This is a genomic window from Brevundimonas sp. VNH65 (genome assembly GCF_049445955.1).
Lineage (GTDB): Bacteria > Pseudomonadota > Alphaproteobacteria > Caulobacterales > Caulobacteraceae > Brevundimonas.
In genome coordinates this window covers 35283-51935 of record NZ_JBMSDX010000007.1, presented here as the reverse complement: position 1 = coordinate 51935, position 16653 = coordinate 35283, and the positions used below count along the sequence as shown (strand labels likewise).

Annotated in this window: 20 protein-coding genes and 1 pseudogene; 11 read left to right on the top strand and 10 right to left on the bottom strand. The window is 69.0% G+C overall.

Annotation, left to right across the window (positions count from 1 at the left end):
* Window positions 1–32: 32 nt before the first annotated feature.
* The 5 genes from ACO2Q1_RS11880 to ACO2Q1_RS11860 all read left to right on the top strand — a co-directional run bounded on the left by ACO2Q1_RS11880 (window position 33) and on the right by ACO2Q1_RS11860 (window position 3385).
* Window positions 33–416 carry a hypothetical protein gene (locus tag ACO2Q1_RS11880; protein WP_423329677.1) on the top strand — a complete coding sequence of 128 codons (384 nt, stop codon included), beginning with the start codon at window positions 33–35 and terminating at the stop codon, window positions 414–416.
* Between the two features lie 37 nt (window positions 417–453).
* Entirely contained in the window at window positions 454–633 is a 180-nt protein-coding gene (locus ACO2Q1_RS11875; RefSeq protein WP_423329676.1) for a hypothetical protein, read from the top strand.
* A gap of 97 nt (window positions 634–730) precedes the next feature.
* Window positions 731–1018, top strand: a complete 288-nt coding sequence (locus ACO2Q1_RS11870) for a hypothetical protein (protein ID WP_423329675.1) — start codon at window positions 731–733, stop codon at window positions 1016–1018.
* A gap of 81 nt (window positions 1019–1099) precedes the next feature.
* Window positions 1100–2917: an FAD-dependent 5-carboxymethylaminomethyl-2-thiouridine(34) oxidoreductase MnmC gene (gene mnmC, locus ACO2Q1_RS11865; protein ID WP_423329674.1), complete on the top strand. Its 1818-nt coding sequence runs from the start codon at window positions 1100–1102 to the stop codon at window positions 2915–2917.
* A 72-nt stretch (window positions 2918–2989) separates the two neighbouring features.
* Window positions 2990–3385, top strand: coding sequence for a hypothetical protein (locus ACO2Q1_RS11860; RefSeq protein ID WP_423329673.1), 396 nt, complete (start codon window positions 2990–2992; stop codon window positions 3383–3385).
* A 7-nt stretch (window positions 3386–3392) separates the two neighbouring features.
* Here the strand turns inward: ACO2Q1_RS11860 and cpdR are convergent, their stop codons facing one another.
* Complete coding sequence (gene cpdR / locus ACO2Q1_RS11855; RefSeq protein ID WP_423329672.1) at window positions 3393–3749, bottom strand: cell cycle two-component system response regulator CpdR; 357 nt, start codon at window positions 3747–3749, stop codon at window positions 3393–3395.
* A 113-nt stretch (window positions 3750–3862) separates the two neighbouring features.
* Between cpdR and ACO2Q1_RS11850 the strand changes: the two genes are divergently transcribed.
* Window positions 3863–4714 carry an N-formylglutamate amidohydrolase gene (locus ACO2Q1_RS11850; protein ID WP_423329671.1) on the top strand — a complete coding sequence of 284 codons (852 nt, stop codon included), beginning with the start codon at window positions 3863–3865 and terminating at the stop codon, window positions 4712–4714.
* Window positions 4715–4995: 281 nt separating this feature from the next.
* Here the strand turns inward: ACO2Q1_RS11850 and ACO2Q1_RS11845 are convergent, their stop codons facing one another.
* The gene (locus tag ACO2Q1_RS11845) at window positions 4996–5691 is read right to left on the bottom strand and encodes a DUF599 domain-containing protein (RefSeq protein ID WP_423329670.1); all 696 of its coding nucleotides are present in this window, start codon (window positions 5689–5691) and stop codon (window positions 4996–4998) included.
* Window positions 5692–5830: 139 nt separating this feature from the next.
* Between ACO2Q1_RS11845 and ppa the strand changes: the two genes are divergently transcribed.
* Complete coding sequence (gene ppa, locus ACO2Q1_RS11840) at window positions 5831–6388, top strand: inorganic diphosphatase (protein ID WP_423329804.1); 558 nt, start codon at window positions 5831–5833, stop codon at window positions 6386–6388.
* Here ppa and ACO2Q1_RS11835 read toward each other — a convergent pair.
* The 6 genes and pseudogenes from ACO2Q1_RS11835 to ACO2Q1_RS11810 form a co-directional block, all read right to left on the bottom strand.
* Window positions 6349–7680, bottom strand: coding sequence for a glutamate-5-semialdehyde dehydrogenase (locus ACO2Q1_RS11835; RefSeq protein ID WP_423329669.1), 1332 nt, complete (start codon window positions 7678–7680; stop codon window positions 6349–6351). The two genes, ppa and ACO2Q1_RS11835, sit on opposite strands and share 40 nt — an antisense overlap.
* Window positions 7680–8855, bottom strand: a complete 1176-nt coding sequence (gene proB, locus ACO2Q1_RS11830; RefSeq protein WP_423329668.1) for a glutamate 5-kinase — start codon at window positions 8853–8855, stop codon at window positions 7680–7682. The genes ACO2Q1_RS11835 and proB overlap by 1 nt, the downstream gene beginning before the upstream one ends.
* Window positions 8856–8908: 53 nt before the next feature.
* Window positions 8909–9759 (bottom strand): annotated as a pseudogene (ypfJ, locus tag ACO2Q1_RS11825) (KPN_02809 family neutral zinc metallopeptidase).
* Window positions 9760–9881: 122 nt separating this feature from the next.
* On the bottom strand, window positions 9882–10265 hold the full coding sequence (locus tag ACO2Q1_RS11820; RefSeq protein WP_423329667.1) for a hypothetical protein: 384 nt from the start codon (window positions 10263–10265) through the stop codon (window positions 9882–9884).
* A gap of 56 nt (window positions 10266–10321) precedes the next feature.
* The gene (locus tag ACO2Q1_RS11815) at window positions 10322–10972 is read right to left on the bottom strand and encodes a class I SAM-dependent methyltransferase (protein WP_423329666.1); all 651 of its coding nucleotides are present in this window, start codon (window positions 10970–10972) and stop codon (window positions 10322–10324) included.
* Entirely contained in the window at window positions 10969–11973 is a 1005-nt protein-coding gene (locus ACO2Q1_RS11810; RefSeq protein WP_423329665.1) for a fatty acid desaturase family protein, read from the bottom strand. The genes ACO2Q1_RS11815 and ACO2Q1_RS11810 overlap by 4 nt, the downstream gene beginning before the upstream one ends.
* A gap of 63 nt (window positions 11974–12036) precedes the next feature.
* On the opposite strand from ACO2Q1_RS11810, the gene ACO2Q1_RS11805 reads away from it, so the two are divergent.
* The 4 genes from ACO2Q1_RS11805 (at window position 12037) to ACO2Q1_RS11790 (ending at window position 14086) form a co-directional block, all read left to right on the top strand.
* A complete protein-coding gene (locus ACO2Q1_RS11805; protein WP_423329664.1) occupies window positions 12037–12435 on the top strand; it encodes a lysozyme inhibitor LprI family protein in 399 nt (132 codons plus the stop codon).
* Between the two features lie 89 nt (window positions 12436–12524).
* On the top strand, window positions 12525–12932 hold the full coding sequence (locus ACO2Q1_RS11800; protein ID WP_423329663.1) for a hypothetical protein: 408 nt from the start codon (window positions 12525–12527) through the stop codon (window positions 12930–12932).
* A complete protein-coding gene (locus ACO2Q1_RS11795) occupies window positions 12929–13126 on the top strand; it encodes a helix-turn-helix transcriptional regulator (protein ID WP_423329662.1) in 198 nt (65 codons plus the stop codon). Before ACO2Q1_RS11800 ends, ACO2Q1_RS11795 begins: the two co-directional genes overlap by 4 nt.
* Window positions 13127–13162: 36 nt before the next feature.
* The gene (locus tag ACO2Q1_RS11790) at window positions 13163–14086 is read left to right on the top strand and encodes an alpha/beta fold hydrolase (protein ID WP_423329661.1); all 924 of its coding nucleotides are present in this window, start codon (window positions 13163–13165) and stop codon (window positions 14084–14086) included.
* A gap of 1095 nt (window positions 14087–15181) precedes the next feature.
* Here ACO2Q1_RS11790 and ACO2Q1_RS11785 read toward each other — a convergent pair.
* Together ACO2Q1_RS11785 and hppD are read right to left on the bottom strand one after the other, a co-directional pair.
* A complete protein-coding gene (locus ACO2Q1_RS11785; RefSeq protein ID WP_423329660.1) occupies window positions 15182–15364 on the bottom strand; it encodes a hypothetical protein in 183 nt (60 codons plus the stop codon).
* Window positions 15365–16480 carry a 4-hydroxyphenylpyruvate dioxygenase gene (hppD, locus tag ACO2Q1_RS11780; protein WP_423329659.1) on the bottom strand — a complete coding sequence of 372 codons (1116 nt, stop codon included), beginning with the start codon at window positions 16478–16480 and terminating at the stop codon, window positions 15365–15367.
* Window positions 16481–16653: the final 173 nt, after the last annotated feature.

The following is a 16653-nucleotide window of genomic DNA, read 5'->3' as shown; positions in this document are numbered from 1 at the left end:
GGATACGGCGAAGTCTGAAAAGGAGCCGTCTCATGAACGTCCGCAACGCCCGCACCGTGGCCCTGACGACCCTCGCCGTCGTCGCCCTTGGTGTCACCGCCTGCAATCGCACCTCGACCGAAACCGCTGACGGCGAGGCCGGCCCCGCCTCCGAATCACCCGTCGACGCGGTGCCGTCCGACGCCCGCGTCGCCGCTTCCACCGACGGGATGGCCGCTTCCAGCCCCGCGCCGCGTCGCGCCGCACCCGCCAAGGCCGAGAGCGAAACCCTGGCGGCGAGCGGTTCGGCGGCGACCTCGGCCCTGAACAGCGCGCCCGGCGTCGCGCCGACGTCTCAGGAAACCATCGCCGCGACGAAGGCGACCCTGTCGCCAGCCGGCGCTTCGAGCGGCCCGACCGCTCCCGCTCCCAAATAGGATCACGTCGCTGACGCTCCGGGTCCGTCTCGCAGGTTTGGCGCTGGGCATTGTCGCCTCTGGCAGCCTCTCGGCCTGCGAGGCGCGCCCCGCCGACGATGCTCTGGAAGCCGAGGCGGCGTCGATCCCGCCCGAAGACCTGCCGCCTCCGGGCAGCGAGGCGGCGGAGGCCATCGGCGTCGCCGGAGAGACTTCGACGCCGTCCCGATCGCGTTGAGCCGGATGGCGCAGATGCCGTCTTGCCATCACGCTCACGATCCCGTTACCTGTGCGAGCGGACCACGAGAGTCCGCAGCATAGGAAGGAAGCTCAACATGACCATCCGCCATCTGCTGGCCGCTTCGGCCGTCGCCACCGCCGCCCTGGCCATGGCCGCCTGCACTCCCGCCACGGAAGAAAAGGCCGCCGACACCGCGACAGCGGCCGCTGAAACGGCGCAGGACGCCGCCGCCACCGCTGACGCCGCCGCCACCGAGGCCGCCGCTGCTGCGGGCGAAGCCGCCTCCAACGCCGCCATGGCCACCGAAAAGGCCGCAGACGCGACCGCCGCCGCCGCCGGCGCGGCGACCACGCCGGCCGCTGAGCCCGCCGCCAAGCACTGATCGCCGCAAACGATCGGACGGAGGGGGTCGCCGCGAGGCGGCCCCTTTCTGCGTCAGACGCCTGCCTGTAGGAGGCGGGAGATGATCACCCCGCCGCCTGAAGATACGGCCGACCGCCCCCGCGCCGTCCTCGAATGGGCCGACGACGGCGCTCCGCGCTCCAGCCGATTCGGCGATGTCTATTTCTCGCGCGAGGACGGTCTTGCCGAGACGCGCGCGGTCTTCCTCGAAGGCTGCGGATTGCCGGATGCGTGGGCCGGATGCGACCGTTTCGTCGTCGGCGAACTCGGCCTTGGAACCGGCCTGAACCAACTGGCGCTTCTCGACCTCTGGCGACGGAAACGGCCGAACGGCGGCCGACTTCACCTGTTTTCCATCGAAGCCTATCCGATGACCGCCGCCGAGGCTGCGCGGGCCCTGGCGGCCTGGCCTGATCTGGCGGATTTGACGCGCCTCTTCCTCGACGCCTGGCCCGAAGCCTGGACGCCGGGGTTTCACCGGATCGATCTTCGCGGGTTGGATGCGACCCTGGACGTGGCGGTCGGTGATGCTGCCTGGGCGCTGGACGTCTGGGACGGACGCGCCGACGCCTGGTTTCTGGACGGCTTCTCTCCGGCTCTGAACCCCGAAATGTGGTCAGACGCCGTACTGGACGGCGTCGCGGCGAGGTCTGCGCCGGGCGCTCGTCTGGCGACCTTCACCGTCGCGGGCGCCGTGCGGCGCGGCCTGGCGGATCGCGGTTTCGTCGTCGAGAAGAAGCCGGGCTACGGCCGCAAACGAGAACGGCTGGAAGCAAGATTGATCGGGGCCGATCGGTCTGCGCCTGAACCGCGACCTTGTGTGGCGGTGATCGGCGCCGGGATCGCAGGCGCCTCGACGGCGCGCGCGCTGGTCGATCTCGGGCTGACGCCGGTGGTGATCGAAATGCAAGGACCGGGCGCCGGCGCGTCCGGATTTCCCGCGGGCCTGGTGACGCCGCGCCTGGATGTCGGCGATACGCAGTTGGCAGGGCTTTTCGCCCAGGCGCTGGCTGCGGCGAAGGCGGTCTACGGCCGCATCCCGGGCGCGATCCTGTCGGAAGGCGTGGTCCAACTGGAGCAGACGGCGCGCGACGCCGTCCGCTTCGACCGCCTCGCCGAGCAGCCCATCTGGGCGCCTGGCCATATGCTCCGGCTTGATGCGGCCCAGGCGTCGGAACGGCTCGGCGAGACGGTGGACGTCGGCGGCCTGGCGATGACGGACGCCTTCGTCGTCGCGCCTCCGACGGCGCTGGCCGGACTTCTGGAGGGGATCGAGTTGCGCCGCGCCCGTGTCGCGAACCTCATCGGAACCGAGGCGGGTCGCTGGCGCCTGATCGATGAGGATGGTCTGGAAGTCGCCGAAGCGGACGCCGTCATCCAGGCGACGGGATGGGGTCTGGCCGAGCTGGCTCCAGAACTTCCGCTGCGACCGGTGCGAGGTCAGGCCGATTGGGTGCAGACAGACGACGTCACAGTCGCCCCCCTGCGTGCGGCGGCCTGGGGCGGCTATCTGGCGGCATTTCCAGATGGCCTGCTGTTCGGCGCGACCCACGATCGCGACGACACATCGGCCGAGATACGACCCGAAGACAGCCTCCGCAACCGGGCCACACTCGCCGCTCGGCTGCCCCGCCTGGCCGGTTCCCTTCACGATCACGCCTCGACGGGCCGGGCCGCGATTCGCGCCACAACGCCGGACCGACTGCCCGTCTGCGGCGCGCTTCCCGGGCGTGACGGCCTCTATGTGCTGCGCGGTCTGGGATCGCGGGGGCACGCCCTGGCTCCGCTGCTCGGCCAGCAGTTGGCCGCCACAATCGCCGGCGCTCCGCCGCCCCTGCCGCGTCCTGTCGCCCGACGGCTCCGACCCGATCGATTCTGAGGCGGCCGCTCGGATTGTGTCCGGTCATCCTTGGGCCTAGCTTCCGGACAGGGGGACAGTCGGAGAGTCACAATGCGCCGCATCTCGCCCATCCTTGCGTCAACCGCCCTGGCCGCCCTCGTCGTCGCCTGTGCGCCAAATCCGACGATCAGGTCCGGAGATCGCGCCGAACGTCGGTGCTTCCTGCCGATGCAGATCACCAACTTCCGAGCCGACGCCACGCGCGTCTTCGTCCGCGCAGGCGTCAGCTCCGTCTATGAATTGCAGCTGGCCGGAGCCTGTCTCGACGTCGATGACTCGATGCAACTCGCCGTCGTTCCAACGCGGGGATCTTCGTCGCTTTGCGTCGGCGATCGGGCCGAGGTGATCGCCCGCAGCCCGTCACCGGCGGCGCCATGCAGCGCATACATCTCCCGCCGTCTGACGGAAGAGGACCTTGCGGCGCTGCCCTCGCGCCTGCGGCCCTGACGGGTCTTCAGGCGGCGATCATCCGATCGACTTCGTTGACCAGGTCGCGCAGGTGGACCGGCTTGGACAACACCTTGGCCTGGGGTGACGCCTGCGCCGCCGACAGAGCCACGGCGGCGAAGCCGGTGATGAACATGATGCGCAGACCGGGAATGCGCGCGGCGGCGACGCGCGCCACCTCGATGCCGTCGGCGCCCGGCATGACGATGTCGGTCAGCAGCAGGTCGTATGGCCCGTGCTCCAGCGCATCGATTGCGTCGTCGCCGTTTTCGCAGTCGACCACCTGATGGCCAGCCTTTTCCAGCGCCCGCGTCAGGAACCCGCGCAACGACGCATCGTCTTCAGCCAGCAGAATGCGCGCCATGTCGGCTTCCCCCGTTAACTCCGACCGCACGCTAGGTCCGAAACGGTAAATCGGCCATGAAAAACGCCTGCCCCCGACTGTGGACAGGCCGACAAAAACGCTATGGGCCAGAGATGGATGCCCAATCCGCCTCGGCTGCGACATTCGAAATTCGCCTGCCGAACGGCCGTGCGGGTCCGCTCGTCTTCGCCTCGCCTCATTCCGGTCAGCGTCTTCCGGTCGACATGCGTCCGGCGCCGGGCCTGGACCAACGCGACGTGCGCAGCGCGGAGGACACGGCCGTGGACCTGCTGCTGGACACGGCGCCGGACCATGGCGTTCCCCTGATCTGCGCGCTGGTCAGTCGCGCCTATGTCGATCTCAACCGGTCGGCGACGGAGCTCGACCCTGTCCTGACGCCCGACATCCCCGCCCATCTGCTTCCCACCGGCGCCGCGGGGGCGCGTGTCGCATCCGGCTACGGCGTCGTCGCGCGACGATCGGGCGACGGCCGCGACCTCTATGACCGCACCGTGCCTCTGGCAGAGGTTCGGGCGCGGCTCACGGCGGTTCACGCACCCTATCACAACGCACTGAGCGACCTGATGCGTCAAGCGCGTGATTCACACGGTCGCGCCCTCCTGGTCGATTGGCATTCCATGCCGTCAGATGCGGCCGGATCTCGAGGCGGCCCGGACGTGGTCCTGGGTAACCGCCACGGCGCCGCATGCGAGGCGCGGGTGACGCGAAAGCTGAAGTCGGTGTTCGAGCAGGCGGGGTGGACGGTGGCCATGAATCGTCCCTATGCCGGTGGTTACACGACCCAGGTCTGGGGACGGCCGTCCGAGGGGTTTCAGGCGGTGCAGATCGAATTGAACCGCGCGCTCTATCTCGACGAGGCCTCGCGGACTCTCTCTCCGGGATTCGTCCGATGCCGAAGCGTCGTTGCCCGCGCCATGGCCCTAATGGTCGCCGAGTTCGGCTGACAACCGCTCTGCGCAGAAAAAAGCCGCGCCCGGAGGCGCGGCATGAAAGTCTATAGGGAGGAAACGCCCAGGAAGGGCAAGACGCCCGGAGGCGTCGAAGGTCAATCTAGGTTGCAACGCACAATGGGTCAAGCGGAGAGTTGGACCCCTGCATCACGCCTTGTTACGCACTTTCAGCCAGATTGTGATGATTGGAACCGGTTTCATCAAGATTTCCCGTCCGAGGCGTTGGGCGGTATGTCGCACCTGCGAAATGGACCGACCGCCGTTCAGGTTGCGGATCAGCGCTCGGTCGGCGGCTCCAGAAGGCGATGAGCTGATCGGATCGCTCGCGCCGCCGGCGACCCGACCTGGCGCCAGACCATGAGCGCGAAGGATGACAGCACCGCGGCGGTCAACCAGCCCGGCCCGAACAGCCAGGCCCCCGCCGCCAGAGCGAAATAATAGCCCCGAACCCCCTGGCTGAAGGCGGCCAGCGCCGGGTTCAGTACATCGGAGGTCGCCTTGGCGAAGGCAGCCAGGCGATCCGGATCTTCCAGACGTTCGGACGCGCCGATCAAAGCCAGGGCGTAGTTCATCTGACGTATCGACCAGATGAAATCGAGCAGGCCGCGCGCGAGACAGGCCACGACCAGGGCCAGTTTCGCCTCCAGCACCGGAACCGGCACCGGTTCGGCGCCGACGGAGGCGAAGCTTCTCAGCGCGGTCTCGCCTCCGAACAGCACGCCGCCGACCGCCGCAATCAGCAGCAGATTCGATGACGCGAAAAAGGACCCGGAATTGATGGAATGACCCAGCAACTGACTGTCCAGCAGCTTGATCTCGCGCGTCGCCATCGCCCGCATCCAGGCGTGACGAACGGCCAGCATGTCATTGTTCAGCGCTCCGAACCGGTGCGAGATGAGCTTCAGAAGCGGGTCATAGCCCAGCCAGCACAGGATGAAGAGGGCGAGCGCCGCCCAGTCGAAGGCCGTCATGATGCGATCTCACGTCCGGCCCGGCGGGGTCCGGACCATGGTCGATACCCCCTATAATCCATCGACGCTTGCCCAGACACCGCCCATGGGCCTATTGGACGGCCCAAACTGTTTCGCAGCTGCACAATACGAGCCCGTCATGAACCTCGACGCCATTCCGGTCGGCCCCAACGCCCCCTGGGACGTCAACGTCATCGTGGAAATTCCGCAGGGCGGCCTGCCGGTGAAATATGAGATGGACAAGGCCTCCGGCGCCCTGTTCGTCGATCGCTTCCTGCATACGGCGATGTACTACCCGGGCAACTACGGCTTCATCCCCCACACCTTGTCCGACGACGGCGATCCCTGCGACGTGATCGTGCTCAATCCGACGCCGGTGGTGCCGGGTTGCGTGATCCGCTCGCGCCCGATCGGGGTGCTGAAAATGGTCGATGAGGCCGGCGGCGACGAAAAGATCCTGGCCGTGCCGGTCGACAAACTGAACCCCTACTACACCGAGATCGCCAGCTATCGTCAGCTGCCCGTCATCCTGATCGAGCAGATCGAACACTTCTTCACTCGCTACAAGGATCTGGAGAAGGGCAAGTCGGTCACCGTCAAGGGCTGGGGCGACGCCGGCGAGGCCGCCGAACTGATCGCCCAGGGCATGAAGGCGCATCAGGACAAGCTGAAGAAAACGGCCGCCAACGCGGCCTGAGGCGGCCTGGTCCACGGCCGGGTCTGCCCCGCGCCGCGCACCACATATTTGTAGCTGGTCAGCTGTTCGGCGCCCACCGGACCTCGGGCATGCAGCCTGCCGGTCGAGATGCCGATCTCGCCCCCGAAGCCGAACTCGCCGCCGTCGGCGAACTGGGTCGAAGCGTTCCAGACGACGATAGCGCTGTCCACGGCGTTCAGGAACCGTGTCGCCGCCTCGGCGTCCTCGGTGACGATGGCCTCGGTGTGACCTGAGCCGTAGCGGCGGATGTGGGCGATCGCCGCCTCCATTCCATCCACGATCCGCACCGACAGGACGGGCGCGAGGTATTCCGTCGACCAGTCGTCCTCGCCCGCCGCGACCATGGCCGGGACCAGGTCGCGCGCACTCTCGTCCCCGCGCAGTTCGCAGCCGCCCGCGATCAGGGCTTCGGCCACGGGAGGCAGAAGGCGCTCGGCCGACGCCGCATCGACCAGCAGGGTTTCCGTCGCGCCGCATACGGACACGCGGCGCAGCTTGGCGTTGACCACGATCTCACGCGCCATGTCCGGATCGGCGGCGGCATGCAGATAGGTATGGTTCAGCCCCTCCAGGTGACTCAGCGTCGGCACCCGCGCTTCAGCCTGAACCCGGGCGACCAGGCTCTTGCCGCCGCGCGGCACGACCAGATCGATCGTCCCCTCCAATCCGCCCAGCAACAGGCCGACCGCCGCCCGGTCGCGTGTGGGCACAAGCTGCACCGCATCGACGGGCAGCCCCGCCTTCGCCAGGCCCGCGACCATGGCTGCATGGATAGCCCGGGAACTCTCGAGGCAGTCCGAGCCGCAGCGCAGCAAGGCGACGTTGCCCGACCTCAGGCACAGGGCCGCCGCATCGGCCGTCACATTGGGGCGGCTCTCATAGATGATCGCCAGAACGCCCAGCGGGGTTCGGACCCGGGCGATGTCGAGGCCGTTCGGACGGGTCCAGCGCGCCGTCTCCACGCCCAGCGGATCGGGAAAGGCCGCCACCTCGCCTACGGCCTCCGCCATGGCGGCGACCCGCGCAGGGGTCAGGGCCAGGCGATCGATCAGGGCCTCGCTCAGGCCGTTGGCCCGCGCCCGCTCAACATCGCGGCCATTGGCGGCCAGGATGCCGCCCTCCGCCGCCCTCAAGGATTCGGCCATGGCCGTCAGGCCGGCCGACCGCTGCGCCGCCGTCGTCTCGGCCAGGGCCGTCGCTGCGGTACGGGCGCGTTGACCCATGTCCCGGATCAGGACGTCGAGCTCGAGGTTGGAAGCGCCATCAGCCATCAATTGATCTCCAGCACCAGGTCGTCGCGATGCACGGCGACGCCCGCCCCCTTATAGCCGACCAGGGCCTCGATCTCCCGCGTGTGCCGTCCCTGGATCAACGCCATCTCCTCGGCCGCGTAGGCGGCCAGGCCGACGCCAAGCCCACGACCGTCCAGCCGGACCAGACGCACGCTGTCGCCCCGGTCGAAGCGGCCCTCGACCCGCGCCACGCCGGACGGCAGCAGGCTGCGCCCGGCGGCCAGGGCCTCGGCGGCGCCGTCGTCCAGCACCAGCGTCCCGGCCGGTTCCAGACTTCCCGCGATCCATTGCTTGTAGGCGGCCAGGGGCGTGGCCGGGGCTGTGATCAGGGTCGCCTTCGCCCCAGAGCGCACCGCCGACAGCGGCCGTCCGTTCAGACCCGAGACGATCAGGGTGGCGCATCCGGCCGACCGGGCGATGCGCGCCGCCGCCAGCTTTGTCGCCATTCCGCCCGTGCCGACGTCCGCCTCGACGTTGGCGCCGCCGCCCAAAGCCATGATCTCGGACGTCAGGGCGTCGATCACGGGCAGATGGATCGCCGCAGGATCGCGCCGGGGGTCGGCGGTGTAGAGCCCGTCGACATCCGACAGCAGGATCAGCAGGTCGGCTCGCACCAGTTGCGCCGTCCGGGCGGCCAGCCGGTCGTTGTCGCCGTAGCGGATCTCTTCGGTCGCCACCGTGTCGTTCTCGTTGACCACGGGCACGGCGCCCAGTTTCAGCAGGGCCTCCAGGGTCGCCCGGGCGTTCAGCCAGCGACGGCGGCGTTCGGTGTCCTCGCGGGTCAGCAGCACCTGGGCCGGCGTCAGTCCGTGCGGCGACAGGGCCGTCTCCCAACCCTGCATAAGCATCGACTGGCCTACCGCCGCCGCCGCCTGCTTCTCGTCCAGCCGGGCGTTCTTCTGCAGTTTCAGCCGTCCCCGCCCCAGCGCCACCGCGCCGGACGAGACGACGACGATTTCGCGGTCGTCCGACTTCAGCGCCGCCAGATCGGCCGCCACGCCCGCCAGCCAGTCGGCCGCCGGGGCCCGTGTGGCTGCGTCCACCACCAGGGACGAGCCGATCTTGACCACGATCCGGCGCGCCTTGGCCACGGCGCGGGCGGCGACGCTGTCGGATAGGCTGACGGTCTCGGTCATGGTTTCGGCGGCGGACATGAGGGTTGGACCATGCCCGCCCGTGTGCGCCGCAACAAGACGCGCCGCGAAGATCAGGCGCCGGCGAAGGTGTCGCAGACCGCCGGATCGCCCGACTGATAGCCGCGCTGGAGCCATTCCATCCGCTGGGCCGAGGAGCCGTGGGTGAATCCTTCCGCGTCACGCGGCGGCCCGAACGGCGCTGCAGGGTGTCGTCGCCGATCGCGTTGGCCGATTGCAGCCCTGCCTCAAGATCGCCCGGCTCCATCGCCACCTGACCGCCGGAGACCGCCGCCGCATTGGCGGCCCAGACCCCGGCGTAACAGTCGGCCTGAAGCTCCAGCGCCACCGAATACCGATTGGCCTCGGCCTCGCCCCGCGCCCGCTGCTGCGCCTCGCGCACCTGCTGCGAGGTTCCCGTCAGGGTCTGGATATGGTGGCCGTATTCGTGGGCGATGACATAGGCCTTGGCGAAGTCGCCGCTGGATCCGCCCAGCTTCTCCAACTCCTGCCAGAACGACAGGTCCAGATAGACGCTGCGGTCGGCCGGGCAATAAAAGGGCCCCATGGCCGACTGGCCATAGCCGCAGCCGGTGCCCGTGCCCTGGTCGTAGATGACCACGCGCGGCGGCTGATAGCCGCGCAGCCTGGAGGTCCAGACCTCGTTGATGTTGCCGCCGACCACATCGACGAAGCGGCCGGCCTGATCGCGCGGCGTGCCTTCGGCGCCCTGTTCCGTCTGGCCGGCGCCGCCGAACTGGCTGGCCAGCTGGGTCGTGGTCGAGGGATCGATGCCGAAGACGAAATAGCCGATGGCGGCCAGCACCATAACGCCGATGCCGCCGCCCGCGACGGCTCCGCCGCCGCCCAGGCCCCGCCGGTCCTCGACGTTTCCGCCGCCCTCACGTCCGCCCTGCCAGCGCATCGATCGCCTCCGTCATGTGCCAGATCAAACTAGAGGTTGCGCGCAGCAAGGGGAAGACAGTGGAGGAAGACGGGGGGAGGAAGACGGCGGGTTCATCCCGACCCCGGCGCCGATGCGGAATGTCAGTATGGCGGCCGACGGTCCAGCCAAGCGTCGATTTCAGATGCGGACGCGGTGCGGGCCGGCGGCGGAAGGGGATCGGATCGCGACGGCGCCTCGCGCGTGCGGACCGGCGGGACAGGCTGAGGCGCCTGCCGGGCGGCCAGATCGGCGGCGGCGCGGCGCGCTGCGTCCGCATTGCTCCGGGCGACGGCCTGGTTGCGGTCGGCCGTCGCCCTGAGCCGGTCCATCTCCAGCCGATGCGTTTCCGCGGTCGAGGCCGGACGCGGCGACCAGGCCGGGCGGGCCGGGTCCGCCGGTCGCCAAGGCGACGTCTGGGCCGAGGCCAGGGGCGCTTGAGCAGCGAGACCCGCAGTCAGCGCGAGCAGGGGGATCGATCGTCTCATGACGGGGATATGGGGCGTCTGCGGCGACACGCCAGCCATCACGGTCCGCATCCACGTCACGGCATGGCCCAGACACTGGCCCGCTTGATCTCCTGATCCTCCAGCTCGCGCGTGGTCGGCACGCGGTATTCGGCGAGAAACGCCAGGCCCTCGCGCGGGAAATAGGTGCGGTGCGGGTCGCCGATCAGGACGCGGGTCCCGTTCCGTCGCGCGGCGGCCAGCCAGGCCAGGACCCGTTCGGTCATGGGCTTTTCATAGCAGACGTCGCCGGCGCAGATGACGTCCACATCCGGTGGTGGAGCGTCCAGCAGGTCGGTGTCGGTGAAGTCGAGCACGACGCCGTTCGCCTCGGCGTTCAGTCGCACCGCCGCGCCGCAGAAGGGGTCGATGTCGGCGGCGAGGACGTGGGCCGCCCCGGCCTTCATGGCGGCGACGCCCACCAGGCCAGAGCCCGAAGCGAAGTCCACCACCCGCTTGCCGGCGACCTCGTGCGGATGGTCCAGCAGCCAGCGGCTGAGCGCCTGTCCGCCGGCCCAGGCGAAGGCCCAGAAGGGCGGCGGCAGGCCCATCTCGCCCAGTTCGTCCTCGGTCAGCCGCCAGATCGGCGTGACTTCATCGGCCAGCCACAGGGAGATTTCCGGCGCATGCGGCACGGGCTGCAGCCGGGTGTTCCCGAGAATGAAGGCGCGAGGATCGGCGATGGTCATGCGGTCGTCTGCGATCGCGCAGACGCCCTCGACGCCTGCCGTAGCACCGTCAGATAGCCGTTCGCCACCTCCATGCCCGCGCCCTGCGGTCGGGCGCGAACCGCGCGGTGCAGGCGGGGCAGGTTCCAGCAGGGGACGTGCATGAACAGGTGGTGTTCGGCGTGGAAATTGACCCAGTAGGGCGCGATGAAGGCGCGCTCCCACCACCTGGCGCGGGTGGTGCGGGCGGCGCGGAACGGGTCGGTGGCGGAGCCCTCGACACAGGCGTGTTCGGCGATGTTCCGGAGACGGGTGACCAGCGGAAACCAGGTCGCCATCGGCAGCAGCCACAGGGCGAAGAAGGCCCACCAGGCCCCGGCGGCGGCGCAGAGGATCAGGAGGCCGAGGTTGACCAGCAGGAAGGGCAGGACCGAGCGGCCGGTGACGACGGCTTCATAGTCGTGGGTGTCCTGAGTGGGGCTACCGCGCGTCGCGCTGCTTGAGCCCGGACTCACCGTGGCCCCCGCCCGGCCCCGCATCGCCAAAGGCAGAAGGATTCTCTGTTTGAAGAAGGTCTGGCCGGTCAGGTCGCGGATCATCTTGCGGCGCAGGGAGGCCGGGCTGACGGGGAAAGGCGCCGACAGCATGAGGTCGGGATCCTCCGGCTGCTGGGCGAAGCGGTGGTGTTTCAGGTGGTAGGGGCGATAGGCGGCCAGGGACGCCCCGACCGGCACGGCGCAGAGCCAATGGCCTAGGAGATCGTTCAGGCGGGCGTCCTTCGACAGGCCGCCGTGGGCCGCCTCATGCATCAGGATGGCCAGGCCCAGCTGGCGCGTGCCGACGATCATGACGCAGACCGGGATCAGAATCGGCCAGATCACGCCGGCGACCACGGCCAGGGCGATCACCGCCCAGCAGTGGGCGACGAGGGCCGGACCGATCCAGCCGGGGCGAGACTGGAACGGAGCCCAGTCTTGGGGACTGAACAGGTCCGACGGCGAAACGCGCGGGGCGGCGGGCATGCGACCAGGATAGCGGTCCCGGCGTTGTACGGCCAGAATTCCGTCATACCCTGGAGGCGTTCCATGACCGCGCATCGAAAAGCTCTCGTTCTTCGTATGGTCCCGGCGCTGGCCGCCGGCGCCGTCCTGGCCCTGGGGTCGGCGGCGGCGCCCGTGGCCGGGGGCCCGGCACAGGCTGCGAGTTTCGACTGCACCCGAGCCCGCGCCGCCGACGAGCGGGCCATCTGCGGAAATCGCGCCCTGGAGGACCGGGATGTGGAGATGACCACGATCTACGGGCTGCTGGTTCATGTCGTTCCCATGGGCTCGCGCGACGCCCTGCGCCGCGATCAGGCGGCCTGGTTGAGCCGGCGCGGTCGGTGCGGCGGGTCGCCCGCCTGCATCCGTCAGGCCTATGACGAGCGGATCGCCGCCCTGCGCGTCGTGTTCGAGCATCGTGTGGTCCGCAATGGGCCCTTCTGAGCGCGTCAGCCTATCCTGACGAAAAGTCAGGTTGACATGACATGCATTGAGTGTCAGGTTCTCCTTACAAGACGTCAGGAGAACCCGTCATGTTGTCGATCTGGAAGACCGGAACCCCGGCCCATCGTCGCTATATCCTTCGCACCTGGGCCTTCATGGTCCCCTATGTCGCCATCTGCCTGTCCATGTTCACCGGCGCCTTCGAGCCGATCCTGGACAGCCCGGCGGGCTGGATCCTGGCCGCCGCCGTCTCGGCCCCCGTCATCGGCCAGATCTGGGCGACCCTGAGCCTGATGCGCGAGAGCGACGAGTTCGTGCGCGCCCTGACGGCGAAACAGTTCATCGTCGCCGCCGGACTGGCCATCGCCGCCGCCGTCTTCTGGGGCTTCGGCGAGAGCTTCGCGGGCGCCCCCCATCTGCCCGCCTGGCTGATCTACCCCCTCTTCTGGGCCTTCTACGGCGTGACGGCCCCCTTCATCCGGGCGACCAACGCATGAAGAACCGGCTCAAGCTGCTACGTGTCGAGCGCGGCTGGACCCAGGAGGACCTGGGGCGGAACCTGGGGGTGTCGCGCCAGGCGGTGAACGCCCTGGAGACCGAGAAACACGACCCCTCCCTCGACCTCGCCTACCGCATCGCCGTGCTGTTCGAACGGCCGGTGGAAGACATCTTCGAGAACCCGCACGCCTGACCGGCGGAGCCTGAAACCCAAACACTGGAGACACCCATGCTCAACGCCTTCTTCGGGGCGCGCCCGCGCCTGCGCGCCATTCTGTTCGGCCTGGCCGTCTGCCTGCCGTCCCTCGCCGTCGGCGTCTCGGCGGCCCTGGCGCAAACCCCCTCCGAGATCGTTCGCAACGACCGCCTGTCGGTCGAGGTGGTCGGCGCCGGACCGAACGTCGTTCTGATCCCCGGATACAGCTCGTCGCGCGAGGTGTGGCGCGCCACGGCCGAGCGGCTGAAGACCACCCACCGCGTCCACCTGGTGCAGTTCGCCGGGTTCGCGGGCGAGCCCTGGACCCATGGCGACGGCCCCTTCCTCGACCCGGCGGTCGAGGCGGTCGCGGCCTATGTGAAGGACGCCGGTCTGCAAAACCCCGCCGTCATCGGCCATTCGATGGGCGGGCTGGCGGCCCTGCTGCTGGCCCAGCGTCATCCCGAGGCCGTCGGCCGGGTGATGGCGGTGGACAATCTGCCCTTCTTCTCGGCCCTGTTCGCCCCCCAGGCGACGCCGCAGACAGCGCGGCCCTTCGCCGACCAGGCCGCCCAGGCCATGCGGACCCAGGACGACGACGCCCTGCGGGCGGCCCAGACGGCGGGCGCCGTCGGTCTGGCCCGGGACCCGGCCACGCGGGTCGTCATGGTCGACTGGGCCCTGGCCTCGGACCGGCGCGCCCTGGCCACGGCGATCCATGAGGTGATGACCACCGACGCCCGTCCCGGCCTGGCCGCCATGACCACGCCCGTCACCGCCCTGTACGCCGCCGACGCCGACGGCGGCGCCCCGGCGGCCACGGCGGACGCCCTGTGGGGTCGCGAATACGCCGGGCTGCCGGGTGTCAAACTGATCCGCGTCGACGACAGCCGCCATTTCATCATGTCCGACCAGCCCGAGCGGTTCATGGCCCTGGTGGAGGAGTTCCTGAAGTAGGGCGCCGCGCGCCGTCGTGGCGGCGATCCAGGGGGAGCCAGACGAGTCCTCCCCCCTTTCGTCATCCTCGAGCCTGTCCCGAGGAGCCATGGGTCTGCGTGTCCGACGTTGGATCGGGGCGCATCTCATCGCAGAAGCTTGTGCGGCGTCCGGCATGGGCCCTCGGGACAAGCCCGAGGGTGACGGAATTGGGCATGCGTCATCGGCTTCACGGCTGGGGCCTGAAGGGTGCGGGAGGGGCGGAGCGCCGGGCCTCGCCCGGTCTGTAGGGTAGAAGTACCGTTTTCGACGAAGGCCTGATGTCGGGCGAAATCTGAGACGGGGCCGAGGCCCCGCCCGATTTCGCCTGAGCTCGCTCCGCGCGAGGCGTGGACGGGAGGAGCGACGGGGGGCGCTGATTGGCGCCGGCGTCGAATAGCCCCCCGGCGGGCGGGTCGGCCGGCGCGGCCGATCCCCGGAACGGTCGGGATTTCAACTCCGACCCAACCTCGGCTCCGAAAAGGTTCCCCTCCGCGGTCGAGGCGGCGAGGCTCCGATCTGGAACCCCGCCCCCGCTGTCTCGCCTCCACCGCCCGCAGGTCGCCGGCCGACGGCCCTCCCGTGCGGTGAAGCGGGGGCATTATGAGCGAGGTCCCACCTGCGCCCGGAAGCGGGGCCCATGTTTCGTGGAAAGGTGAGGGATTACAGCGGGAGGGGGTGTCGAAGTGTGACGGGAGAGGCCCCGCTTCTCACACCCCTCCCTCTCCCGGTTGGGAGAGGGATTGAGGCTCGCAGAGCGAAGCGATGCGCAAGCCGAAAGGGTGAGGGGACAATCGCTGCAGTCGGCGAGAGCCGTGTCACGGGCGGTGCGACGGCTGTCGCCGACGTCGAAACCGTCCCCTCATCCGCCCCTGCGGGGCACCTTCTCCCAACCGGGAGAAGGGAAGTGTGGTGCGACCCTCTCCCGGTTGGGAGAGGGGATGGGCGGTGCGACGGCTTGTGCCGATGGCTGGAACGTCCCCTCATCCGTCTCGCTGCGCGAGCCACCTTCTCCCAACCGGGAGAAGGAAAAAGGGGTGGCTGTAGGTACGGGAGCCCAAGGTTATTTCAGGGCCGTCACCGCCGGTGGTGCAGGCGTTTCCACAGGCGGTAGGCGAGGATGGGGGTGAAGCCGCAGATCAGGGCGACGGCCAGGGTCGGCCAGAAGCCGATCTCCAGCCAGTAGCCGACTCCGCCCCCGACGCCCGCCGCGAGGACGGGGTCGAGGTAGGGCAGCCACATCGGCGGCTTAAGCTTCATTCAGGCGTCGACCTTGATGACGCCGCGACGGATCTGGTCCAGCTCGATGGAATCGAACAGGGCCTGGAAATTGCCGTTGCCGAAGCCTTCATTGCCCTTGCGCTGGATGATCTCGAAGAAGATCGGGCCGAAGGTGTCCTGGGTGAAGATCTGCAGCAGCAGGCCTTCCTCGTCCGAACCGTCGATCAGGATGCGGTTCTTGCGCATGCGCTCCACGTCCTCGCCGTGGTTCGGCAGACGTTTGTCGATCAGTTCGAAATAGGTCTCGATGGTGTCCTGGAAGGCGACGCCGCGTTCCTTCATGGCCTCGACCGTCTCGTAGATGTTCTCGGTCGTCAGGGCGATGTGCTGGATGCCCTCGCCCTTGTAGCGGCGAATAAATTCCTCGATCTGGGAGTTCTCGTCCTGGCTTTCGTTCAGGGGGATGCGGATGGCGCGGTCGGGCGCGATCATGGCCTGGGAGAAGAGGCCGGTCGCCTTGCCCTTGATGTCGAAATACTTCTGTTCCTCGAAGTTGAAGATCGAGTTGTAGAAGCCGGACCAGGTGCGCATCTGGCCGCGACGGACGTTGTGGGTGAGATGGTCGAGGATCTCCAGGCCCATGGAGTTCTTGCGCTCGGCCTCTTCCCAGCCCTCGATCTCGTCCCACTGATCGTAGAGGGAGCCGGCGTCGCCATAGGTCTCGACCAGATAGAGGAGCGAGCCGCCGATGCCCTGCAGCACCCAGGGGTAGTCGGCGCCGAGGGCGGCCTCGGAATCCTCGGCCTTGACCGCGCCGCGCGCCAGGGCGCCGTCATAGGCGGCCTGGGCGTTCGCGACCCGGAAGGCCATGCCGTTGGCCGAGGGGCCGTGGTCGGCGGCGAAGGCGGCGGCCTGGCCCTTGGGGGCGGCGTTGACCAGCATGGTGATGTCGCCCTGTTTCAGGCGCACCGCGCCCGTGGCCGGGTTCACATGGGTGCGGGTGAAGCCCATCAGCTCCAGCCGGGCGATCATGGCCTCGGGCTCGGGGCCGGTGAATTCGACGAATTCGAAACCGTCGACGCCGAGAGGGTTGTCAAGATCGATCTGGGCGGCGGCCGAAAGATCGGAGCGAGGGGGGGTAGTCGCATCAGTCATGCGGGCGGCTCCCTAGGGTGAACAGGCGGCGGTCGCCGCGATTGGCGGGGAACCTAGTGGTCCGAGCGGGATGGGACAACCGTGGCCTGCGTGTCGCGCGGGTGCGTCCTCTGCGCCGCTGGACCGTTCGGCGCCGCGCTTGCTAAGGACGGAGCGGCGTCCCGGAAGGACGC